The sequence below is a fragment of the Citrobacter sp. CK206 genome (genome assembly GCF_030333125.1).
Classification (GTDB): Bacteria; Pseudomonadota; Gammaproteobacteria; order Enterobacterales; family Enterobacteriaceae; genus Citrobacter_B; species Citrobacter_B koseri.
This window is the reverse complement of record NZ_JAOWGM010000030.1, coordinates 631,476-653,027: the sequence shown is the minus strand read 5'-3', so window position 1 is coordinate 653,027 and position 21,552 is coordinate 631,476. Positions and strand designations below refer to the sequence as shown.

Annotated in this window: 21 protein-coding genes and 1 tRNA gene; 13 read left to right on the top strand and 9 right to left on the bottom strand. The window is 54.6% G+C overall.

What is annotated here, in order from left to right:
* Nucleotides 1-89: 89 nt before the first annotated feature.
* Nucleotides 90-818, top strand: coding sequence for a murein tripeptide amidase MpaA (gene mpaA / locus OGX81_RS20305; protein WP_104868618.1), 729 nt, complete (start codon nucleotides 90-92; stop codon nucleotides 816-818).
* On the opposite strand, the gene ycjG is transcribed toward mpaA, so the two are convergent.
* A complete protein-coding gene (ycjG, locus tag OGX81_RS20300) occupies nucleotides 793-1,758 on the bottom strand; it encodes an L-Ala-D/L-Glu epimerase (RefSeq protein WP_104868617.1) in 966 nt (321 codons plus the stop codon). The genes mpaA and ycjG overlap by 26 nt on opposite strands.
* Before the next feature lie 135 nt (nucleotides 1,759-1,893).
* On the opposite strand from ycjG, the gene tpx reads away from it, so the two are divergent.
* Entirely contained in the window at nucleotides 1,894-2,400 is a 507-nt protein-coding gene (gene tpx, locus OGX81_RS20295) for a thiol peroxidase (protein ID WP_012132276.1), read from the top strand.
* A 58-nt stretch (nucleotides 2,401-2,458) separates the two neighbouring features.
* Here the strand turns inward: tpx and tyrR are convergent, their stop codons facing one another.
* The 7 genes from tyrR to pspA form a co-directional block, all read right to left on the bottom strand.
* Nucleotides 2,459-4,000 carry a transcriptional regulator TyrR gene (gene tyrR / locus OGX81_RS20290; protein ID WP_104868616.1) on the bottom strand — a complete coding sequence of 514 codons (1,542 nt, stop codon included), beginning with the start codon at nucleotides 3,998-4,000 and terminating at the stop codon, nucleotides 2,459-2,461.
* Between the two features lie 148 nt (nucleotides 4,001-4,148).
* Nucleotides 4,149-5,210: a YcjF family protein gene (locus OGX81_RS20285; RefSeq protein ID WP_012132270.1), complete on the bottom strand. Its 1,062-nt coding sequence runs from the start codon at nucleotides 5,208-5,210 to the stop codon at nucleotides 4,149-4,151.
* On the bottom strand, nucleotides 5,207-6,604 hold the full coding sequence (locus tag OGX81_RS20280) for a YcjX family GTP-binding protein (RefSeq protein WP_058669435.1): 1,398 nt from the start codon (nucleotides 6,602-6,604) through the stop codon (nucleotides 5,207-5,209). Before OGX81_RS20280 ends, OGX81_RS20285 begins: the two co-directional genes overlap by 4 nt.
* A gap of 213 nt (nucleotides 6,605-6,817) precedes the next feature.
* Nucleotides 6,818-7,039 carry a phage shock protein PspD gene (gene pspD, locus OGX81_RS20275; RefSeq protein WP_012132268.1) on the bottom strand — a complete coding sequence of 74 codons (222 nt, stop codon included), beginning with the start codon at nucleotides 7,037-7,039 and terminating at the stop codon, nucleotides 6,818-6,820.
* Between the two features lie 10 nt (nucleotides 7,040-7,049).
* Nucleotides 7,050-7,409: an envelope stress response membrane protein PspC gene (gene pspC / locus OGX81_RS20270; protein ID WP_012132267.1), complete on the bottom strand. Its 360-nt coding sequence runs from the start codon at nucleotides 7,407-7,409 to the stop codon at nucleotides 7,050-7,052.
* Nucleotides 7,409-7,633: an envelope stress response membrane protein PspB gene (pspB, locus tag OGX81_RS20265; protein WP_012132266.1), complete on the bottom strand. Its 225-nt coding sequence runs from the start codon at nucleotides 7,631-7,633 to the stop codon at nucleotides 7,409-7,411. The genes pspC and pspB overlap by 1 nt, the downstream gene beginning before the upstream one ends.
* Nucleotides 7,634-7,687: 54 nt before the next feature.
* A complete protein-coding gene (gene pspA / locus OGX81_RS20260; protein WP_104868615.1) occupies nucleotides 7,688-8,356 on the bottom strand; it encodes a phage shock protein PspA in 669 nt (222 codons plus the stop codon).
* 172 nt (nucleotides 8,357-8,528) lie between these two features.
* Here pspA and pspF point away from each other — a divergent pair, with 172 nt between their 5' ends.
* The 8 genes from pspF to OGX81_RS20220 all read left to right on the top strand — a co-directional run bounded on the left by pspF (nucleotide 8,529) and on the right by OGX81_RS20220 (nucleotide 16,562).
* Nucleotides 8,529-9,503 carry a phage shock protein operon transcriptional activator gene (pspF, locus tag OGX81_RS20255; RefSeq protein ID WP_012132264.1) on the top strand — a complete coding sequence of 325 codons (975 nt, stop codon included), beginning with the start codon at nucleotides 8,529-8,531 and terminating at the stop codon, nucleotides 9,501-9,503.
* 178 nt (nucleotides 9,504-9,681) lie between these two features.
* The gene (locus OGX81_RS20250) at nucleotides 9,682-10,182 is read left to right on the top strand and encodes a DUF3828 domain-containing protein (RefSeq protein WP_080975402.1); all 501 of its coding nucleotides are present in this window, start codon (nucleotides 9,682-9,684) and stop codon (nucleotides 10,180-10,182) included.
* A gap of 178 nt (nucleotides 10,183-10,360) precedes the next feature.
* The gene (gene sapA, locus OGX81_RS20245) at nucleotides 10,361-12,004 is read left to right on the top strand and encodes an ABC transporter substrate-binding protein SapA (RefSeq protein WP_058669216.1); all 1,644 of its coding nucleotides are present in this window, start codon (nucleotides 10,361-10,363) and stop codon (nucleotides 12,002-12,004) included.
* Nucleotides 12,001-12,966 carry a peptide ABC transporter permease SapB gene (gene sapB / locus OGX81_RS20240; RefSeq protein WP_047463560.1) on the top strand — a complete coding sequence of 322 codons (966 nt, stop codon included), beginning with the start codon at nucleotides 12,001-12,003 and terminating at the stop codon, nucleotides 12,964-12,966. Before sapA ends, sapB begins: the two co-directional genes overlap by 4 nt.
* On the top strand, nucleotides 12,953-13,843 hold the full coding sequence (sapC, locus tag OGX81_RS20235) for a peptide ABC transporter permease SapC (protein WP_104868614.1): 891 nt from the start codon (nucleotides 12,953-12,955) through the stop codon (nucleotides 13,841-13,843). The genes sapB and sapC overlap by 14 nt, the downstream gene beginning before the upstream one ends.
* Nucleotides 13,843-14,835 carry a peptide ABC transporter ATP-binding protein SapD gene (gene sapD, locus OGX81_RS20230; RefSeq protein WP_012132257.1) on the top strand — a complete coding sequence of 331 codons (993 nt, stop codon included), beginning with the start codon at nucleotides 13,843-13,845 and terminating at the stop codon, nucleotides 14,833-14,835. Before sapC ends, sapD begins: the two co-directional genes overlap by 1 nt.
* Nucleotide 14,836: 1 nt before the next feature.
* On the top strand, nucleotides 14,837-15,643 hold the full coding sequence (gene sapF / locus OGX81_RS20225) for a peptide ABC transporter ATP-binding protein SapF (RefSeq protein ID WP_012132256.1): 807 nt from the start codon (nucleotides 14,837-14,839) through the stop codon (nucleotides 15,641-15,643).
* A gap of 85 nt (nucleotides 15,644-15,728) precedes the next feature.
* Nucleotides 15,729-16,562: an SdiA-regulated domain-containing protein gene (locus OGX81_RS20220; protein ID WP_012132255.1), complete on the top strand. Its 834-nt coding sequence runs from the start codon at nucleotides 15,729-15,731 to the stop codon at nucleotides 16,560-16,562.
* Nucleotides 16,563-16,671: 109 nt separating this feature from the next.
* Here OGX81_RS20220 and OGX81_RS20215 read toward each other — a convergent pair.
* A tRNA-Thr gene (locus tag OGX81_RS20215) sits at nucleotides 16,672-16,747 on the bottom strand.
* A 477-nt stretch (nucleotides 16,748-17,224) separates the two neighbouring features.
* Between OGX81_RS20215 and fabI the strand changes: the two genes are divergently transcribed.
* The 3 genes from fabI to OGX81_RS20200 all read left to right on the top strand — a co-directional run bounded on the left by fabI (nucleotide 17,225) and on the right by OGX81_RS20200 (nucleotide 21,437).
* The gene (gene fabI / locus OGX81_RS20210; RefSeq protein ID WP_024130306.1) at nucleotides 17,225-18,013 is read left to right on the top strand and encodes an enoyl-ACP reductase FabI; all 789 of its coding nucleotides are present in this window, start codon (nucleotides 17,225-17,227) and stop codon (nucleotides 18,011-18,013) included.
* A gap of 243 nt (nucleotides 18,014-18,256) precedes the next feature.
* A complete protein-coding gene (locus OGX81_RS20205; RefSeq protein WP_104868613.1) occupies nucleotides 18,257-19,414 on the top strand; it encodes a carboxymuconolactone decarboxylase family protein in 1,158 nt (385 codons plus the stop codon).
* 88 nt (nucleotides 19,415-19,502) lie between these two features.
* Entirely contained in the window at nucleotides 19,503-21,437 is a 1,935-nt protein-coding gene (locus OGX81_RS20200) for an exoribonuclease II (protein WP_110123691.1), read from the top strand.
* Nucleotides 21,438-21,552: the final 115 nt, after the last annotated feature.

Sequence of the window (21,552 nt, the reverse complement as noted above, 5' to 3'; positions counted from 1 at the left end):
CATAGCGCGCACAACGCGTGAAAACGATTTGATTATCTGGACAATTTGCACAACACTGCGAGTAATAACAACAGCATTCAGAGACACTTATGACCGTTACCCGTCCTCGTGCCGAGCGCGGCGCATTTCCGCCAGGAACCGAACATTATGGGCGTTCATTGCTGGGAGCGCCGTTGATCTGGTTTCCGGCCCCGGCAGCCGATCGCGAAAGCGGCCTGATTCTGGCCGGAACGCACGGCGATGAGAACGCGTCGGTGGTGACGCTCTCGTGTGCGCTGCGTACGCTGAATCCTTCACTCCGCCGTCATCATGTGGTGCTGGCGGTGAACCCGGACGGTTGCCAGCTTGGTCTGCGCGCCAATGCCAATGGCGTCGATTTGAACCGTAATTTTCCGGCGGCGAACTGGAAAGCGGGTGAGACGGTTTATCGCTGGAACAGCAGCGCCGAGGAGCGCGATGTGGTGCTGCTTACCGGCGAACATCCGGGGTCTGAACCCGAAACCCAGGCGCTGTGTCAACTGATACACCGGGTGCATCCTGCCTGGGTGGTCTCCTTTCACGATCCTCTCGCCTGTATTGAAGATCCCAGACATAGCGAGTTAGGCGAATGGCTGGCCCGGGCATTTGCGCTGCCGCTGGTCTCCAGCGTAGGTTACGAAACGCCCGGTTCGTTTGGAAGCTGGTGCGCCGACCTCAATCTGCACTGTATTACCGCAGAGTTCCCGCCGATCTCATCCGATGAGGCCAGCGAAAAGTATCTGATGGCGATGTCTACTCTGCTGCGCTGGCACCCTAAAGATGAAGTTGCCCGGTCGTAAACCGTAAAGCGGGCTCGACATCCACCGCCAGCCAGGTGGGGCCATCGAGGTCAGCAAAACGCACCTGTGGGGCCAGCGGCAACGCTGCGCTAATGGCCCTGGAGGTACACAGCATACATCCCAGCATCAGCCCAAAACCCTGTTCTCTGGCTTCGGCGGCCAGCGCCAGCGCTTCCGTCAGACCACCGGTTTTATCCAGTTTGATATTGACCATATCGTAGCGCCCCTGTAACGCCTTCAGACTGCTGCGGGTATGGCAACTTTCATCCGCGCAGATAGGGAGCGGATGAACAAAATTTTCCAGCGCGGCGTCATCCTGCGCAGGTAACGGTTGTTCCAGCATCGCGACGCCTAAATCCGCCAGCAGCTGGCATCGCGCCGCCAGCCCCTCTGTACGCCAGGACTCGTTTGCATCCACAATTAGCGTCGCATCAGGCACGACGGAGCGAATCGCGACCATTCGTTCACTGATCAGGCGATCGTCCAGCTTAATTTTGAGCAGTTTCGCCCCTTTTTCCCACAGTGCCGCCGCGCTGGCCGCCATCTGTTCAGGCGTACCGATCACGACAGTCTGTGCTGTTGTCAGCGTAGCGGGCAATTCAACGGCCACAAACTCCGCCAGCGTTTGCTGCTGCTGGCGAGCGCTCAGATCCCACAACGCGCAATCGACCGCATTTCTGGCCGCGCCGGCAGGCAGCAATTTTTGTAGTGCTTCGCGGGTCAGCTCCTGTTCCAGTTGCGGCGCGATACTCATGATCTGCGCCAGCACCGAGGCATCGCTTTCGCCATAACGTGGATAAGGCGTACATTCCCCTACGCCTTTTACGCCCTCTTCCTCCAGCTCCACTACCACAACATGCGCTTCGGTACGACTTCCCCGGGCAATCACAAAGGGCGTGTGCAGCGGCCAGGCCTCCTCATACACCTTAACAGATCTCATTGGTTCTCCTTTTCTCGCCGTTTTTCACGTTGCAGATGCGTGGCGGTGGATTAAACACAAATAGCGTTTGCCGTGTTAACTGCTGATGGCATAAACTAGCCACGACGTTAACTATATGTAAACAGGAAGATAACCATGTCACAAACCGTTCATTTTCAGGGCAATCCAGTCGCCGTCGCCAACACCATTCCTCAAGCTGGTAGCAAAGCACAGGCTTTTACCCTCGTGGCAAAAGATCTGTCTGACGTCACACTGGCTCAGTTTGCAGGCAAGCGCAAGGTGCTGAATATTTTCCCAAGTATTGATACCGGCGTTTGTGCGGCATCGGTACGTAAGTTTAACCAACTGGCGACAGAAATCGACAACACCGTCGTACTGTGCGTTTCTGCGGATCTGCCGTTCGCCCAGTCTCGTTTCTGCGGCGCGGAAGGTCTGAGCAACGTCATTACCCTTTCCACTCTGCGTAATCCTGACTTCCTGAAAGACTACGGCGTTGAAATCACTGAAGGCCCGCTGAAAGGTCTGGCGGCGCGTGCCGTGGTGGTCATTGATGAAAACGACAACGTCATTTTCAGCCAGCTGGTGAACGAAATCACCAACGAACCTGACTATGCTGCTGCGCTGGACGTGCTGAAAGCGTAAGACGGTAAAAAAGCCCGATGGCGCAACGCTCATCGGGCTTCTAATACTTGTGTCGTTTCTACTCTTCGCTTTTCTTCTGATTCAAACCGTATTCACGTAATTTATTGGCAATCGCGGTATGTGAGACGCCCAGGCGTTTCGCCAGTTTGCGCGTGCTCGGATAATTGCGATAAAGTTGCGTCAGCACGGAACGTTCAAAACGGCTGGTGATCTCATCCAGCGAGCCTTCCATCGCATCTTCACCAACGGCAACGGTCGTGGCGTCGTAATCCGGCAGCAAGATATCCTGCGGACGTAGTTCGTACCCTTCAAGCTGCGTCAGCGCCCGGTAGATGGCGTTTTTAAGCTGGCGCACGTTGCCCGGCCAGCCATAACGGATTAATACGGTGCTGAGATCGGCAGAGAGTTTCGGACGCGGCACCCCCTGCTCATCGGCAAAACGCGCCACGAAAAGTTCAGTGAGCGGCATGATATCCTGCGGGCAATCACGCAGCGGTGGCAGATTGAGCGTCAGCACATTCAGACGGTAGTAGAGATCCTCGCGGAACAGCCCTTTTTGCACCAGTTCCACCAGATTCTTCTGCGTGGCGCAGATCACCCGGACATCAACGTGAACCTCATGATCCTCGCCAACGCGTCGGAAGGTGCCGTCGTTAAGAAAACGCAGCAATTTGGTCTGCATGCGTGGCGACATCTCACCAATCTCATCCAGCAGCACCGAACCCCCGTTAGCCTGTTCAAAGAAGCCTTTTTTACCTTCCGGCGCATGACCAAACAGTTCGCTTTCAACCGCATCTTCAGGAATGGAGGCGCAGTTCAATGCCAGATACGGTTTTGCCGCACGCGGGCTTGCCAAGTGACAGGCATGGGCGAAGAGATCTTTACCGGTTCCGGTATCGCCGGTAATCAGCAGTGGCGCGCTCAGCGTAGCCAGCTTACGAGCCTGCTCTACGACATGCTTCATTTTCGCGCTGACGGCGATAATCTGGCTAAACGCGCTCAAATCCTGAGTCGTCAAATTCTGCAACTGACGCCCCATTCGGATGGTGGAACGTAACATAACGACAGCGCCCGTGAGCATGTACTCGTCATTTTCCCCTTGCGAATGAACCGGGGTAATCTCCATCAGGAAGTTCTGCCCATTAATCACCACATGCTCGTTGTGAGAGACCTGCGGGTTGCTCTCCAGCCAACGCTGGAAGTTGAAGCCGTTGATCAACTGCGCGGCAGTGTGATTGCGCATACGCTCCTGATTTTGTGCGAAAAGCTGACAGCTCGCGGGGTTCGCCATCTCTATTTTACTTTTCATATCCAGAGAGAGGACGGGTTCCGGCAACGCTTCGAGCAGTGCGCTCAGCGCCAGATGCTCGCGTTCAGACGGCATCCACGGCACCGTACGGACATCGGTCACGCCGGAAATGCGGCGGATCTCCGCCATCAGGCTGCTGAAGTTGGTAAACTCCAGTTCAGCAAAATTAAGGTAAATTCGCCCGATGGGGTCAATCTCAATACCGCGTAAATCAATGCTACGAAGCACCAGCAAATCGAGTAACTCGCGGGTCAGACCAAGACGGTCTTCACAAAAGACTTCCAGACGCATGGGAACTTTCACCTAAAACAATGAGCTATTAGATAGATGATAAGCCAGTATTCGATTAGCAGGAAGGATTCTGTCAACAATTATTGACAGCATGACGGAAAATTGGGCGCCGGGCCGTAAAGTTATACGGTCAGCGCCCTTCCAGCGATCAGTTTTCGCGCGGGGTTTTGCTTTTCTGCAAGGTCTCTTTGACCTGAACGATAAGCTGGCGACGAAAATCCCCCAGACGCGGCTTATCATCGTCGATCCACGGTAAGGGACGACACAGTTCCATCGCTTTAATGCCCAGACGAGCGGTTAACAGCCCGGCGCCAATACCCTGCGCCGCACGGGCAGACAAACGCGCCGCCAGATCCTGCGACATCCAGTCCATCCCGACTTCACGCACCAGCTCGCTGGCGCCCGCAAACGCAATATTGAGCAACACCAGACGAAACAGGCGCAGGCGGCTGTAATACCCCAGTTCAATGCCATACAGCGTCGCAATGCGATTGATCAGCCGCAAATTTCGCCAGGCGATAAATGCCATATCCACCAACGCCAGCGGGCTGACGGCGATCATTAACGTGGATTCGGCGGCCGAACGGCTGATTTCACGTCGCGCCTGGGCATCCAGCACCGGTTGCACCAGTTGAGCGTATAAGCTGACCACTTCCCGATCGTTTTGCGTTTCGTGAATCGAAGCATACCAGCGCTGCAACGCCGGGTGAGACTGATCGATACCGGCCTGCTGCGCCAGCTTTTCGCAAAACGCACGGCCCTTTCCCGTACCGTGGCTGTGCAACAGGTCGCGCGCTTCATCCCGTTCATGCGCCCGCTGGCGTAATCGCCATAACCGACGCCATTCTGTCGCGACCGAGCCAACGCCTGCGCCAATGATCAACGCCCCGGCGGCACAACCGCCCAGCGCCACCCAGTCCTGGGTTTGCCATGCGTTCATGGTCCATTGCACGCCCTGGCCCACAACGCTGACGCCAAACAACGCCAGTCCCCCCATCACCATCTTGCGCCACAAACTGCGTTTCGGGCGCAGTGCGGCATCAATGACCGCTTCCGCCTGTCCCTCGTCTTCCAGAGGTTCATCCACCTGCGCGGGGGCAAAAGTCTGCGCCTGCGTCTCGCTGAAGGTCTGTTGCGTTTTAAGCGTCTGGTTTTGCTCCACCTCCAGTGGACCTGCGAAATCGATACGCGGTTTTAACGGTTCGCTCATCGCAATTTGTCTCCTATTAAAAATTCCAGCGCGGCATCCAGACGAATGTGCGGCAATGGTTTGTCCACATCCATCACCTGTGGGCGAAACGCTTCAAACTGGAAACCCTGACTGTCCCAGAACGCTTGTCCCGGCAGACGTGCGGGCACTTCGCCGGGGTATACCGTTAACGGCGTTCCATCGCTTAAACGGTTACCGCGTAAGGCCGGGATCTTTTCACCATTCACGTCGATCAATCCACTGGTCGTCGCCTGTACGGACGCCAGTCCCAGACAATCCATGCTGATGCCTTCAAACGCCGCGTTTTGCCAGGCATCCTGAATCAGTTGCTGGAGCAAAGAGACCATATTGGCATGTTGATCGACAGTCACATGGTCTGCCTTGGTCGCCGCAAACAGCAGTTTATCAATCACCGGGGAAAAGAGTCGGCGAAATAGCGTTCGCTGGCCATAGTGGAAACTCTGCATCAATTGCGTCAGCGCCAGACGCATATCGTTGAACGCCTGCGGCCCGCTGTTCAACGGTTGCAGGCAATCCACCAGTACAATCTGGCGATCAAACCGCAGGAAATGGTTTTTATAGAACCCTTTCACCACTTTTTCACAGTAGTAATTAAAGCGTTCACGCAACATTCCGGCGTTGGTGTGTTTGTCCGCCTGCGCCAGTATCGATTCGCCATGCGCATCCACATCCGGCCACGGGAAAAACTGCAACGCAGGCGCGCCCGCCATATCGCCCGGCAGCACAAAGCGGCCAGGCTGAATAAAGTGCAGCCCCTGCTGTTTACATTGGTGCAGATACGCCGTCCAGGCCGCGGCGATCTCCGCCAGGCGATTTTCATCAGCAGGCGCCAGCGGGTCCAGCCCCTGGCATAGCTGACGCCATTTGGCCGACCATTCGCCCCGCTGCCCTTGCAGTAAGCCGGTCATTTGCCGGGACCAGCTCAGGTAATCCTGCGCCAGCATCGGCAAGTCGAGCAGCCATTCGCCGGGATAATCGACAATCTCCAGGTATAACGTCGAGGTGTCTTTAAAATGGCGCAGCAAAGAATCATTGGATTTGTAGCGTAACGCGAGACGGATTTCGCTCACGCCGCGCGTTGGCGTCGGCCAGGCAGGCGGCTGGCCATAAAGCTGGGCCAGCCCTTCATCGTAGGTAAAACGAGGAATACCAAAATCACGTTGTGGAACGCGTTTCACGCCCAGCAAACGCTCCTCACGCACCGCGCTTAGCAGCGGCAGTCGCGATCCGGCATGGATGTTGAGCAGTTGGTTAACCATCGCAGTGATAAACGCGGTTTTCCCACTGCGGCTAAGTCCAGTAACGGCCAGACGTAAATGCCTGTCTACACCGCGATTAACCAGCGAGTTAAGTTCGTTTTTGAGTCGCTTCATCGCCATCCTGTTGTGCCTGAAGAGTCCATAAAAGTATAACGAGCAGGAAATAAAGATAGGGGCTGATTATTAATTATCAACTCTCTGAGGTATTTATGGCGACGCCGTTTACGCCGCCACAAGCAGAAAAGTACACCTGTTATCGTTCTTACTGATGATCAGGATTTCATCATCCTGTACACATAGCCTTAAGAAAATATTTCCCGCGTCCTCTCATCGCCCATAACGCCGGGATAATTTAGCCGCTGCCCGGCTCAGTAAAGGCTCAAGCGCCAACGCCAGCAACATCTTCAGCGGGCGCCGGGCCACGGATTTCACCGCCCACCCCGCTACGCCTGCGGGACCGTAGCGTAACGCGGTCAGGAGAACCAGCTTCCCTGCAAGTTTAAAGCCCGGCTTCACCTTTTGCCCGGCGCGTTGCCAGCGAGTATTCATCTCTGTCCTCTTACAATTGACGGAAGCGGCTGCGTAACGTGAAGGTATCAGAGGTCACATAGCGCTCCATTTCGCGTAAACGTTTTTCGCCAGCGGCCAGTTCACGATCCACCGCATCTAACAGTTCACCGCTGGAAGGCTGTTGCTCGCCCGTTGCCATGCTGTCCGGCATCGGGTCCAGTACAAAAGAGAGAATGATGTAAGCCACCAGGGTGAAAAATGCCAGACCAAAGAAGATCGATAACACCACCAGGATACGCACCAGTTTCACCGGTACATCAAGGTACTGCGCGATACCGGCACACACCCCTCGCACCATCCCCTGCTGCGGCATACGCCATAATTTCTTGTTCAGGTTAATTCCTCCCATTAGCGATCCCTCCAGTTCGGATGTTCGGCGTCAAGAATGGCTTCCAGCGCCTGAATACGCTCGCGCATGCGTTGCGCTTCGTCGGTTAGCTGCATTAAACGTTGCTGTTCGCTTTGCGACAGTTCGCCCCGACCGGAACGGTTGCTGTAATGCAGCCATAACCAAATCGGTAACACGAACAGCACGAAAATGGTTAACGGTATGGCCAGAAATAACGCGCTCATGAGTGCTCCTTACAGGTGATGAGCGGCGGCGCGTTCGGGCGCCGCCAGATATTATTATTGGTTATCTTGCTTCATTTTGGCTTTCAACTGCGCCAGTTGTTCGCTGATTTCATCATCTGCTTTCAGATCGGCAAACTGCTGATCCAGGGTTCTCTGCTTGCCAAAGTTTTGGCTTTCCGCTTCCGCCTCCATCTGATCGATACGGCGTTCAAACGATTCAAAACGCGCCATAGCCTCATCCAGTTTGCCGCTGTCCAGTTGACGACGGACATCACGGGAAGAGCTTGCCGCCTGGTGGCGCAACGTCAATGTCTGCTGACGGGCACGGGTTTCACTGAGTTTATTTTCCAGCTCGCCAATCTCTTTCTTCATCCGCACCAGCGTGTCGTCAACCAGTGCCGCTTCCTGATCGAGGGTGGCGATCAAATCCGTCAGTTTTTGTTTCTCAATCAGCGCGGCGCGCGCCAGATCCTCTTTATCTTTACGCAGCGCCAGCTCGGCTTTCTCCTGCCACTCCGCCTGTTGCGCGGCGGCCTGCTCAATGCGACGGGATAACTGTTTCTTTTCTGCCAGCGCGCGCGCGGAATTAGAACGGACTTCCACCAGCGTATCTTCCATTTCCTGAATCATCAGGCGCACCAGCTTTTGCGGATCTTCCGCTTTTTCCAGCAGCGCATTAATGTTGGCGTTCACGATGTCGGCAAAACGAGAAAAAATACCCATAATTCAATCCTCACACGGTATGTTCTGATATCGGGCTATGCCCTGCTACAGGGTTAATACAATCTGCGTGCCAACTTTTTAATCTATTGATTATTAAAACAATGTACGATTTTACCTCACGAGAGAAATAGGCTAAAGTGGTGAATAACACTAACAAGTGGTGAATCTCATCATGGCAGAATACAAAGATAACCTTCTCGGCGAAGCCAACAGCTTTCTTGAAGTGCTGGAGCAGGTTTCCCATCTGGCGCCGCTGGATAAACCCGTGCTTATCATTGGCGAACGCGGAACAGGGAAAGAGCTGATCGCCAACCGACTGCATTTTCTCTCAACGCGCTGGCAAGGGCCGTTCATCTCCCTTAACTGCGCCGCGCTCAATGAAAACCTGCTCGACTCCGAGTTATTTGGTCATGAAGCAGGCGCATTTACCGGCGCGCAAAAACGTCATCCCGGGCGCTTTGAACGCGCCGATGGCGGTACGCTCTTTTTGGATGAGCTGGCGACCGCTCCCATGCTGGTTCAGGAAAAACTGCTGCGGGTGATCGAATACGGCGAGCTGGAGCGCGTCGGCGGCAGCCAGCCGTTGCAGGTTAATGTGCGTCTGGTCTGCGCGACAAATGCCGATTTGCCGCAAATGGTGAGCGAAGGGACATTTCGCGCCGATCTGCTGGACCGGCTCGCTTTCGACGTCGTGCAGCTTCCCCCTTTACGCCAGCGTCAAAGCGACATCATGTTAATGGCCGAACACTTTGCCATTCAGATGTGCCGTGAGATTCATCTGCCCCTCTTCCCGGGTTTTACCGCGCGGGCGAGAGAAACCCTGCTTCAGTACCGCTGGCCGGGAAATATTCGTGAGCTGAAAAACGTGGTTGAGCGTTCGGTTTATCGGCATGGCAGCAGCGATTATCCGTTAGATGAAATTATCATCGATCCGTTTAAGCGTGACATTCCCGAACCGACGCCGCCGGAAACGCCCGTTTCTGCGCCATCATTGCCGCTGGATTTACGCGAATTTCAGCAACAGCAGGAGAAAGACTTTCTGCAAATCAGCCTGCAACAGGCGAAATTTAATCAAAAACGGGCAGCAGAATTGCTGGGTCTGACCTACCACCAGTTGCGCGCATTGCTCAAAAAACATCAGATTTAGCGCTCATGCCCGGGACAGTTGTTCTCATTCTGTGGGGGTAATATGTTAAGTGAATTAATTAGGTTTTCTTTATAATTAATTTCGATATTGGTTAATAACATAATAAAAATAATTACAAAGGTGATTGAATTTCCAGCGTAATGTTATACCCAACGATTTTGCATACAAGGGAAATGCCATGAATTGGGATAAACACGCAGCCGTAGAATACGCACGCAGACACGCTATGATGGGTGCGAGCCTGGCTGGCTTGTTAATCAGCTCTTCTGCTTTTGCGGCGTTGTCTCCCGGCGGACCCGAAGCTACAGCTTTAACATTTAATCGCTGGTACATATCCCAGTTAATACAGGAGAAAAATCCACTGGCTGATTATGAGGGACTCCAGCCCTACGTTACAGCAAACACCATTGCTGCGTTAAAGACCTCAAATACAGCAGACCCAGACTCCGAAGATGTACCCGATTCTGATATGTTCATCAAAGCCCAGGATTTTGACGATGACTGGCAGCAAATAGAGATCGTCTCATCAGACTTAGATCCCGTATGTACACAGGTCTATGTCTCTTTCGGCGCTGAACAGAAACACACAGTAATAGACTGCATGGTGAAAGAAAACGGTACCTGGAAAGTACAATCTGTCGCAGGCCAGAAAATATTGCGAAACGTAAGCCTGAAGTAATCATGTATCAAAGCCCGTAACTTAACCGAACGGGCATTTCCTTTGGTGTTTATTCAACCAGTATGACGATTCCTTCATCGCAATTGTGTACATTTACGCCAGTTGTCCGCAGTCATTTTTACCTGGCGGGCCGAAGTGCGATACACTTTGCAAATCGAATCTAAAAACCTTAAAAATTATGCGCCTGGTTTTATCGTCTCTGATCGTGATGGCTGGACTCCTGAGTGGTCAGGCTGCGGCTGCGCCTGAACCGACTACGCATGCTGATATTCGCGACAGCGGCTTTGTCTATTGCGTCAGTGGGCAGGTCAACACCTTCAATCCACAAAAAGCGAGCAGTGGCCTGATCGTTGATACGCTTGCCGCTCAGCTGTATGACAGACTGCTGGATGTGGACCCTTATACTTATCGTCTGGTACCGGAACTGGCAGAAAGCTGGGAAGTGCTGGACAACGGCGCGACCTACCGTTTCCACCTGCGTCGCAACGTCTCTTTCCAGAAGACCGCCTGGTTCACCCCTACCCGCAAGCTGAACGCGGATGACGTGGTGTTTACCTTCGAGCGCATTTTTGATCGCAAACATCCCTGGCATAACGTTAACGGCGGCAGCTTTCCCTATTTCGACAGTTTGCAGTTTGCCGATAACGTAAAGAGCGTGCGTAAGCTGGACAACAATATCGTCGAATTTCGCCTGACCCAACCAGACGCCTCCTTCTTATGGCATCTGGCGACGCACTATGCGTCGGTCATGTCAGCGGAATATGCGGCGCAGCTGACAAAGCAGGATCACCCGGAACTGATTGACCGCCAGCCGGTCGGCACCGGCCCGTTCCAGCTCTCGGAATATCGCGCCGGACAATATATTCGTCTGCAACGTCATGAGGGATTCTGGCGTGGTAAACCGCTGATGCCGCAGGTGGTGGTTGACTTAGGCTCCGGCGGCACAGGCCGTTTATCGAAATTGCTCACCGGCGAATGCGATGTGCTGGCCTGGCCCGCCGCCAGTCAGCTCACGATTCTGCGCGACGATCCGCGCTTGCGTTTGACGCTGCGCCCCGGTATGAACATCGCCTACCTGGCCTTTAATACCGATAAGCCGCCGCTGAATAATCCCGCCGTACGCCATGCGCTGGCGTTGTCGATCAACAACCAGCGGCTGATGCAGTCGATCTACTACGGTACAGCGGAAACCGCCGCCTCTATTTTGCCGCGCGCCTCGTGGGCCTATGACAACGAGGCTAAAATTACAGAATACAATCCGGCTAAATCCCGCGAGCAGTTGAAAGCGCTGGGGCTGGAAAACTTAACGCTACAGCTGTGGGTGCCGACCAGTTCCCAGGCCTGGAACCCCAGCCCGCTGAAAACCGCCGAGCTGATCCAGGCGGATATGGCGCAGGTCGGCGTAAAAGTGGTGATTGTTCCGGTAGAAGGTCGTTTCCAGGAGGCGCGGTTGATGGACATGAACCATGATCTGACGTTGTCCGGTTGGGCAACCGACAGTAACGATCCAGACAGTTTCTTCAGGCCGTTGCTGAGCTGCGCCGCCATTAACTCACAAACCAACTTTGCACACTGGTGCCATCCTGAGTTTGACGGCATTCTGCGAAAAGCGCTCTCGTCCCAGCAGCTTGCGGCGCGTATTGACGCGTATGATGAAGCGCAAAATATTCTGGCAAAAGAGCTGCCGATACTGCCGCTCGCCTCCTCGCTGCGTTTACAGGCTTATCGCTATGATATTAAAGGGCTGGTTTTAAGTCCCTTTGGTAACGCCTCGTTTGCCGGTGTTTCGCGGGAAAAAGAAGATGAGGTGAAAAAACCATGATTATTTTCACCCTGCGTCGGTTTCTGCTGCTGTTGGTCACGCTGTTCTTTCTGACCTTTATCGGCTTTAGCCTGAGCTATTTCACGCCCCATGCGCCATTACAGGGCGCATCGTTGTGGAACGCCTGGGTTTTCTGGTTTAACAGCCTGATCCACTGGGATTTTGGCGTTTCCAGCATTAACGGCCAGCTGATCTCCGAACAGCTCAAAGAGGTTTTTCCCGCCACGATGGAGCTGTGCATTCTCGCTTTCGGCTTTGCCCTGATGGTCGGAATCCCGGTGGGGATGCTGGCAGGCGTAACGCGGAATAAATGGCCAGACCGTTTCATCAGCGCCCTCGCCTTAGTGGGATTTTCGATTCCGGTCTTCTGGCTGGCGCTGCTGTTGACGCTGTTTTTCTCGCTCACGCTCGGCTGGCTGCCGGTATCAGGTCGTTTTGATCTGCTTTACGAAGTGAAGCCGGTCACCGGTTTCGCCATTATTGATGCCTGGATTTCCGACTCGCCCTGGCGCGATGAGATGGTGATGAGCGCAGTGCGCCACATGGTATTGCCGGTGCTGACGCTGGCCGTCGCCCCCACCACGGAAGTGATTCGTCTGATGCGCATCAGCACTATTGAAGTGTATGACCAGAATTACGTGAAGGCAGCGGCGACGCGCGGTCTGTCACGGCTGACGATTCTGCGTCGGCATGTGCTGCACAACGCGCTGCCGCCGGTGATCCCGCGTCTCGGCTTGCAGTTTTCCACCATGCTGACGCTGGCGATGATCACCGAGATGGTTTTTAGCTGGCCGGGGCTGGGACGCTGGTTGATCAACGCTATCCGCCAGCAGGACTACGCCGCTATTTCCGCAGGCGTAATGGTGGTTGGTTCGCTAGTGATTATCGTCAACGTGATCTCTGATATTTTGGGTGCTATGGCTAACCCTCTGAAACATAAGGAATGGTATGCCTTACGATAGTGTGTACAGCGAAAAGCGCCCACCGGGAACGCTGCGCACTGCCTGGCGCAAATTTTATGGCGACGCTTCTGCGATGGTCGGTCTTTACGGCTGCGCAGGTCTGGTGGTGCTGTGTATTTTTGGCAACTGGTTTGCTCCCTACGGCATCGATCAGCAGTTCCTCGGCTACCAGTTGTTGCCGCCGTCCTGGTCGCGCTATGGCGAAGTCTCGTTTTTTCTGGGCACGGACGATCTGGGGCGTGACGTTTTAAGTCGCCTGCTGAGCGGCGCGGCGCCCACCGTCGGCGGCGCGTTTATCGTCACGCTGGCGGCAACGCTGTGCGGCCTGATTCTGGGCGTTGTCGCCGGGGCTACACACGGTTTACGCTCCGCCGTACTCAACCATATTCTGGACACCCTGCTCTCTATTCCGTCGTTGCTGTTGGCGATTATCGTTGTTGCCTTTGCCGGGCCGCATCTGAGTCACGCAATGTTTGCCGTCTGGCTCGCACTGCTGCCGCGTATGGTGCGCTCGGTCTACAGCATGGTGCATGACGAGCTGGAAAAAGAGTATGTGATCGCCGCGCGCCTCGATGGCGCCACCACGCTCAATATTCTCTGGTTTGCCATTCTGCCCAATATTACCGCCGGTCTGATTACCGAAATCACCCGCGCGTTGTCGATGGCGATCCTCGATATCGCCGCGCTCGGTTTTCTCGACCTCGGCGCGCAACTCCCTTCTCCTGAATGGGGCGCCATGCTTGGCGACGCGCTGGAGTTGATATATGTCGCGCCGTGGACGGTGATGTTACCTGGCGCGGCAATTATGATCAGCGTTCTGCTGGTGAACCTGCTTGGCGACGGCATCCGGCGCGCGATTATCGCGGGGGTGGAATAATGCCGTTACTGGATATCCGCAACCTGACCATTGAATTTAAAACCGGCGAAGACTGGGTTAAAGCCGTAGATCGGGTCAGCATGACGTTAAATGAAGGGGAAATTCGTGGACTGGTCGGCGAATCCGGCTCCGGGAAAAGCCTGATTGCGAAAGCCATTTGCGGTGTGGCGAAAGACAACTGGCGCGTCACCGCCGACCGTATGCGCTTTGACGATATCGACCTGCTGCGTCTTTCCGCGCGCGAGCGCCGCAAACTGGTCGGCCATAACGTGTCGATGATCTTTCAGGAACCGCAGTCGTGCCTTGATCCTTCGGAGCGCATTGGCCGTCAACTGATGCAGAATATTCCCGCCTGGACCTATAAAGGTCGCTGGTGGCAGCGTATTGGCTGGCGAAAACGCCGTGCCATTGAACTGTTGCACCGGGTCGGCATTAAAGATCACAAAGACGCGATGCGCAGTTTTCCGTATGAGCTGACGGATGGCGAATGTCAGAAAGTCATGATCGCCATTGCGCTCGCCAATCAACCGCGCTTGCTGATTGCCGACGAACCGACCAACGCGATGGAACCCACCACCCAGGCGCAGATTTTCCGCCTGCTGACGCGCCTGAACCAGAACAGCAATACCACTATTTTGCTGATCAGCCATGACCTGCAAATGCTCAGCCAGTGGGCAGACAAAATCAACGTTCTGTATTGCGGGCAGACGGTTGAAACTGCGCCCAGTAAGGATCTGGTGGCTACGCCTCACCACCCTTATACTCAGGCGCTCATCCGCGCGATACCGGATTTTGGCAGCGCCATGCCGCATAAAAGCCGCCTGAATACCATGCCAGGGGCAATCCCGCTGCTGGAACAATTACCGATAGGTTGTCGTCTGGGGCCGCGTTGCCCGTATGCTCAACGAGAATGCATTGAAACCCCGCGTCTGACCGGGGCGAAGAATCATCTCTACGCCTGTCATTTTCCGCTGAATATGGAGAAAGAGTGACATGGTGGAAACTCTGCTCGAAGTGCGTAACCTGAGTAAAACCTTCCGCTACCGTACAGGATGGTTCCGGCGTCAGACCGTCGAGGCGGTAAAGCCGCTCAGCTTCACCTTACGCGAACGCCAGACGCTCGCCATTATTGGCGAGAATGGCTCCGGCAAATCCACGCTGGCGAAAATGCTGGCAGGAATGATCGCGCCGACCAGCGGTGAACTGCTGATTGACGATCATCCGCTGAAATACGGCGACTACTCGTTTCGCAGCCAGCGCATCCGCATGATTTTTCAGGACCCGTCAACGTCACTCAATCCGCGACAGCGCATCTCGCAGATTCTGGATTTCCCGCTGCGGTTGAACACCGATCTGGAACCGGAGCAGCGACGTAAGCAGATTATTGAAACCATGCGGATGGTCGGACTTCTCCCTGACCACGTCAGCTATTATCCGCACATGCTGGCGCCAGGGCAGAAACAGCGTCTGGGATTAGCCCGCGCCCTGATTTTACGCCCGAAGGTGATCATCGCCGACGAAGCGCTGGCTTCGCTCGATATGTCGATGCGCTCGCAGCTCATCAACCTGATGCTGGAACTCCAGGAAAAACAGGGGATTTCGTATATCTACGTCACTCAGCATCTGGGGATGATGAAACACATCAGCGATCAGGTGCTGGTCATGCATCAGGGCGAAGTGGTCGAACGCGGCAGCACTGCTGATGTTCTCGCCTCTCCGTTACATGAACTCACCCGCCGTTTGATCGCAGGACACTTCGGCGAAGCCCTCACCGCCGACGCCTGGCGAAAAGATCGCTAGTCTGAAGGAGCGTTATGATGTTGTTGTCTGAATCAATTAACGGCCATTTGGCCATCCACCGCGAGCCTCGGATGCAGGAGCGCCCATGAGAAAATATTCCTGGCTGATCCTGTGTCTGGCGCTGGCTGTGCTACTGGCGTCTGCTTTCGCATTCACTCGCGCTGACAACCAGACTGAACCGGCATTCGGCTACACTCTGGACTTCAAAAAACCGTTGTCCGGGATCGACAATTTATCCTCCCTGAGCTACGTGCCCGAAGAAGATGTTTTTGTCGCCACCCTCAACAGACCCGCCACCATCCTCAAACTGTCTAAAAATGGAGAAATACTCGCCAGAAAAAGCATCGCAGATCGGATTAAAGATGCTGAATCAATCGAATACGCGGGTAACGGGACATACTTACTGGTCGATGAAGCAGACTCCGCGATGTATGTTTACCAGCTCAGCCAGGATCTGGACATCAGGTCAGTGAGAAAAATAGAAACAGACCTGTTTGAGAACGCGCGCAACCGGGGAATCGAAGGCATTGCCTGGATGGCCGGACGAAATGAACTCTATTTCGCCAAAGAACGTAAACCGGTCATGCTGTACCGAACCCAAAGCGACGGCGGCCTTACTCATTTTTCTGAGATCGTCCCGCTGGATGATCTGATTAAAAATCTGGACGTAGACGATATCTCCGCCCTTCACATCCACGGTGAACATCTGCTGATCTTATCTGATGAGTCACGCAGCCTGACAGAGATAGACCTGAACGGCAATGTGCTGCGCCGGATGTCATTAACGCAGGGCGAAAATGGTCTTGAGGAAGATATCCCGCAACCTGAAGGCGTGTCGATGGATAAGGCCGGCAACATTTATATTATGAGTGAGCCGAACCTGTTTTATCGATTTGAAAAGGTCTCGACTGGCAGGTAAACCGTAAGTTCAGACTCTTCTTTCCCGTTGAAGCGCGGTTTTGACGGGAGAGAAGAAACGGCGATACGCGGGCTTTTATGAAGTCAGAAAACACTGGAAACGTTTGAAATGGTGCCGACTACCGGAATCGAACTGGTGACCTACTGATTACAAGTCAGTTGCTCTACCTACTGAGCTAAGTCGGCCTGGGCCGCCATCGAGGCCTCGAACCCCGTTCCCTACAACACCCACAATAAATGTCGTTCGCTCTTCCAGATGAGCTAATGGCGGTTTGACGGTTCTTGTGAGTTATCACGCACTTACGCGTCATAACGAACCGGCTGCGAATAATACATAAGTAGAATTAGTCATGCAACCATTATGATTCGTCCAAATGTATTTATCCCTTATATTCGCAGCGCGTCACCCGCTCGTGCTGGTTGGATGAGGCGAACCTGATAGCGAGTGATATACTGGACGGATGCAGGAAAATATCGAAAGTAAACAGGCTCGTCCTGCGCCGCCCCGGAGCTAAGTCACGGGAAATGACGGAAAAATATCGTGACACAAAGGGCTGTGAGTGGGATATAATTTCGAGCTAATTTCGAATAACTTTGAAATGTTGCTTTTAATTTATTGATATTAAAAGCAAAAAATAAGTAATGACTATAAGGATTAAAGCTATGGGTTTTCTTTCCGGTAAGCGCATTCTGGTAACGGGTGTTGCCAGCAAATTGTCCATCGCCTACGGTATCGCTCAGGCGATGCGCCGCGAAGGAGCTGAACTGGCGTTCACCTACCAGAACGACAAACTGAAAGGCCGCGTGGAAGAGTTTGCCGCTCAACTGGATTCCAGCATCGTGTTGCAGTGTGATGTAGCTGAAGATGCCAGCATCGACGCTATGTTTGCCGAACTGGGTAAAGTCTGGCCGAAATTCGACGGTTTCGTTCACTCTATCGGCTTCGCGCCTGGCGATCAGCTGGATGGCGACTATGTGAATGCCGTTACCCGTGAAGGCTTTAAAATCGCGCACGACATCAGCTCTTACAGCTTTGTGGCGATGGCAAAAGCTTGCCGTACCATGCTGAATCCGGGTTCCGCCCTGCTGACCCTGTCTTATCTGGGTGCTGAGCGCGCAATCCCGAACTACAACGTCATGGGTCTGGCAAAAGCGTCTCTGGAAGCAAACGTGCGTTACATGGCTAACGCGATGGGCCCGGAAGGCGTTCGTGTTAACGCAATCTCCGCAGGTCCGATCCGTACTCTGGCCGCGTCCGGCATCAAAGATTTCCGTAAAATGCTGTCGCATTGCGAAGCGGTTACGCCGATTCGCCGCACCGTTACCATTGAAGATGTGGGCAACTCTGCCGCCTTCCTGTGCTCCGATCTGTCTGCCGGTATCTCCGGTGAAGTCGTTCACGTCGACGGCGGTTTCAGCATCGCAGCCATGAACGAACTGGAACTGAAATAATCGTTTCACTTCCCGCAATGGGCGGCGCAGCGTCGCCCATTATTCCCTTCTCTGATGACGCCTTTCACCCCCTTCCATTCTTCGCGCGCTGTCGCATCGCGGTATATATCATTCTGATATTTATTATCACCTAACAATCTTTTATCCCCTCTCTTGCTTACGCCAGGATAATGCAGCGAAAACGATCCGGCGTGATTCGACGACGACGTGTCCGGGTCGCCACTTTTAGACCAAGGAACGCCCATGGAACAACGCCGAATTGAAGGCAAAAGCCACTGGTATCATGAAACCCAGTCCAGCACTTATCCGCAAGAGGTTCTCCCGCTGGTGCCGGAAGCCGCGAACGTCGAGGACAGTTTTCTGCTGGATTTAGCGATCGCCGAAGACGTGCTTTTACCCTTTCAGTCCTGGTTGCACCCTGCCCGTCAACTTGCTCAACGCCTCTTTCCCGAGCGCGTCACACAGAATCGTCTCCACACGTTCAGCGCCTATGAACGGATGAGTACCGCATTGACCGTTGCCCAGGTCTATGGCGTACAGCGGCTCTGTAACCATTACGCCGCGCGACTGACCCCGCTTCCCGGCCCGGACTCTTCCCGGGAGAGTAACCACCGACTGGCGCAAATCACGCAATACGCGCGTCAACTGGCCAGTTCCCCTGCAGTCATTAATGCCCGCGACCGCCAGCACCTTGACGATGTGGGTCTGACGACCTGCGACATCATTCTGATAAACCAGATTATTGGTTTTGTGGGTTTTCAGGCGCGCGTCGTGGCGATATTCCAGGCTTATCATGGACACCCCGTCCGCTGGGTGCCGGGTCTGGATATACAGCAATTCGCCGATGCGCAGCTTTTCCAGGAAAAGGACGCGCAATGGCACCCGGCTCAGGAAGGCGTGGAAATACGTTACGCCAGCGCCGAACAGCTGGAGTGCCTGTCTCACCATCAGCCGGTTGCAGAACTGCTGACGCTCGCGCCAGTCCTGGTTCACGAACCCGCCCTGCTTTCTTTACTTGGCACACTGCTCACCAGCGCCCTGCGTACGGATGCGCCACCGGCGTCGCTCCCGCTCGCCACGCTGCTCACGTCACGCATCAATGGCAGCGTCGCCTGTTTTAATGAACAGTCGCGCCATGCGGGCGAATGGGCAGAGACCATTTCGGTGTTCCGCCGGGGTGAACGGGAGATACAGCACTGGGAAAGCCAACATCCGGTTGAGCGTCCTGTCACGCAAGCGATACAATGGCTGACCAGGGCGCCCGATCGTTTTAGCGCTGCGCAATTCACGCCGTTACTCGAACAGGGGGCGTCACTGGAACAGGCCGTCAACTTGCTGGGCTGGTGCGGATTGTGCGGTTGGTTGAACCGTTTAAAAATCGCGTTGGGCGAAACACATTAACCGCGCCTTTACTGAAAGAGCGCTTGCTGCGCCAGGCAGAATCGCGTAAAACTGTCAGCCGCTCTTTTGGCCACGAAAATAGACAATTATGTTTCAGGACAACCCGCTGCTAGCGCAGCTTAAACAGCAACTACATTCCCAGACGCCGCGTGCTGAAGGGGTGGTAAAAGCCACGGAAAAAGGCTTTGGCTTCCTGGAAGTCGATGCACAAAAAAGTTATTTCATCCCGCCGCCGCAGATGAAAAAAGTCATGCACGGCGACCGCATTGTCGCGGTGATCCATACGGAAAAAGAACGCGAGTCCGCCGAGCCAGAAGAACTGATCGAGCCGTTCCTGACCCGCTTCGTGGGCAAAATCCAGGGTAAAAACGATCGTCTGTCCATCGTACCGGATCATCCGTTGCTGAAAGACGCTATCCCATGCCGTGCCGCCCGTGGCGTGGAACACGAATTTAAAGAGGGTGACTGGGCCGTTGCTGAAATGCGCCGTCATCCGCTGAAAGGCGACCGCTCTTTCTACGCCGAGTTAACCCAGTTTATCACCTTCGCCGACGACCACTTCGTACCGTGGTGGGTCACGCTGGCTCGCCATAATCTCGAAAAAGAAGCGCCGAACGGCGCGGCGACAGAAATGCTTGATGAAGGTCTGGTACGCCAGGATCTGACCGAGCTGGATTTTGTCACTATCGACAGCGCCAGCACCGAAGACATGGATGACGCCCTTTATGCGCAAGAGTTGGGCGAAGGTAAGCTGCAACTGACGGTTGCGATTGCTGACCCGACCGCGTGGATTGCGGAAGGCAGCAAGCTGGATAGCATCGCAAAAATCCGGGCGTTTACCAACTATCTGCCGGGCTTCAACATCCCGATGTTGCCGCGCGAACTGTCTGACGACCTCTGTTCCCTGCGCGCGCAGGAAGTTCGTCCGGCACTGGCCTGCCGCATGACCATTGCCGCCGACGGCACTATTGAAGATGACATCACCTTCTTTGCGGCCACGATCAAGTCGAAAGCCAAACTGGCCTACGACAATGTCTCCGACTGGCTGGAAAATACCGGCAGCTGGCAGCCTGAAAGTGACGCTATCGCCCAACAGATCCGCCTGCTCCAGCGCATTTGCCTGAGCCGTGGCGAATGGCGTCACAACCATGCGCTGGTGTTCAAAGATCGCCCGGACTATCGCTTTATTCTTGGAGAGAAAGGCGAAGTGCTGGATATCGTCGCGGAACCTCGCCGCATTGCGAACCGCATTGTGGAAGAGTCCATGATCGCGGCGAACATTTGCGCCGCCCGCGTGCTGCGCGACAAACTGGGCTTTGGTATTTACAACGTTCATATGGGCTTTGACCCGGCCAACGCCGACGCGCTGGCAGCGTTGTTGAAAACGCATGGCCTGCACGTTGACGCAGGAGACGTATTAACCCTGGAAGGTTTCTGCAAACTGCGCCGCGAGCTGGATGCCCAACCGTCCGGTTTCCTGGACAGCCGTATTCGTCGCTTCCAGTCATTCGCAGAGATCAGCACCGAACCGGGCCCTCACTTCGGACTGGGTCTGGAAGCGTATGCGACCTGGACCTCTCCGATTCGTAAATACGGCGACATGATTAACCACCGCCTGCTGAAAGCCGTCATCAAAGGCGAAACCATCGCGCGTCCGCAGGAAGAGACAACGCAGCAGATGGCTGAACGCCGCCGCCTGAACCGTATGGCGGAACGTGACGTCGGAGACTGGTTATATGCGCGCTTCCTGAATGATAAAGCCGGTACAGAAACACGCTTTGCGGCGGAAATCGTTGATATCAGCCGCGGCGGGATGCGCGTTCGCCTGGTCGATAATGGCGCAATGGCCTTTATCCCGGCGCCGTTCCTGCATGCCGTACGTGACGAGCTGGTTTGCAGCCAGGAAAGCGGCACCGTGCAGATCAAAGGTGAAACGGTATACAAAGTGACGGATGTGATCGATGTAACGATCGCGGAAGTTCGCATGGAAACCCGTAGCATTATCGCCCGGCCTGTCGCCTGACGTTTTTGATGTAGCGGCCTTTCTTTAACCGGAAAGGCCGTTTTTTTTCTGCCCGCCCCACCCACCGCACGCTACACTTCACTCATCCGTTCAGAATTATTTTTATCCGCTCGCT

Excerpts from the sequence above, each read along its gene's own strand:
- mpaA (WP_104868618.1), top strand. The coding sequence starts at position 90 with ATGACCGTTACCCGTCCTCGTGCCGAGCGCGGCGCATTTCCGCCAGGA.
- ycjG (WP_104868617.1), bottom strand. The coding sequence starts at position 1,758 with ATGAGATCTGTTAAGGTGTATGAGGAGGCCTGGCCGCTGCACACGCCC.
- tpx (WP_012132276.1), top strand. The coding sequence starts at position 1,894 with ATGTCACAAACCGTTCATTTTCAGGGCAATCCAGTCGCCGTCGCCAAC.
- tyrR (WP_104868616.1), bottom strand. The coding sequence starts at position 4,000 with ATGCGTCTGGAAGTCTTTTGTGAAGACCGTCTTGGTCTGACCCGCGAG.
- OGX81_RS20285 (WP_012132270.1), bottom strand. The coding sequence starts at position 5,210 with ATGAGCGAACCGTTAAAACCGCGTATCGATTTCGCAGGTCCACTGGAG.
- OGX81_RS20280 (WP_058669435.1), bottom strand. The coding sequence starts at position 6,604 with ATGAAGCGACTCAAAAACGAACTTAACTCGCTGGTTAATCGCGGTGTA.
- pspD (WP_012132268.1), bottom strand. The coding sequence starts at position 7,039 with ATGAATACTCGCTGGCAACGCGCCGGGCAAAAGGTGAAGCCGGGCTTT.
- pspC (WP_012132267.1), bottom strand. The coding sequence starts at position 7,409 with ATGGGAGGAATTAACCTGAACAAGAAATTATGGCGTATGCCGCAGCAG.
- pspB (WP_012132266.1), bottom strand. The coding sequence starts at position 7,633 with ATGAGCGCGTTATTTCTGGCCATACCGTTAACCATTTTCGTGCTGTTC.
- pspA (WP_104868615.1), bottom strand. The coding sequence starts at position 8,356 with ATGGGTATTTTTTCTCGTTTTGCCGACATCGTGAACGCCAACATTAAT.
- pspF (WP_012132264.1), top strand. The coding sequence starts at position 8,529 with ATGGCAGAATACAAAGATAACCTTCTCGGCGAAGCCAACAGCTTTCTT.
- OGX81_RS20250 (WP_080975402.1), top strand. The coding sequence starts at position 9,682 with ATGAATTGGGATAAACACGCAGCCGTAGAATACGCACGCAGACACGCT.
- sapA (WP_058669216.1), top strand. The coding sequence starts at position 10,361 with ATGCGCCTGGTTTTATCGTCTCTGATCGTGATGGCTGGACTCCTGAGT.
- sapB (WP_047463560.1), top strand. The coding sequence starts at position 12,001 with ATGATTATTTTCACCCTGCGTCGGTTTCTGCTGCTGTTGGTCACGCTG.
- sapC (WP_104868614.1), top strand. The coding sequence starts at position 12,953 with ATGCCTTACGATAGTGTGTACAGCGAAAAGCGCCCACCGGGAACGCTG.
- sapD (WP_012132257.1), top strand. The coding sequence starts at position 13,843 with ATGCCGTTACTGGATATCCGCAACCTGACCATTGAATTTAAAACCGGC.
- sapF (WP_012132256.1), top strand. The coding sequence starts at position 14,837 with ATGGTGGAAACTCTGCTCGAAGTGCGTAACCTGAGTAAAACCTTCCGC.
- OGX81_RS20220 (WP_012132255.1), top strand. The coding sequence starts at position 15,729 with ATGAGAAAATATTCCTGGCTGATCCTGTGTCTGGCGCTGGCTGTGCTA.
- fabI (WP_024130306.1), top strand. The coding sequence starts at position 17,225 with ATGGGTTTTCTTTCCGGTAAGCGCATTCTGGTAACGGGTGTTGCCAGC.
- OGX81_RS20205 (WP_104868613.1), top strand. The coding sequence starts at position 18,257 with ATGGAACAACGCCGAATTGAAGGCAAAAGCCACTGGTATCATGAAACC.
- OGX81_RS20200 (WP_110123691.1), top strand. The coding sequence starts at position 19,503 with ATGTTTCAGGACAACCCGCTGCTAGCGCAGCTTAAACAGCAACTACAT.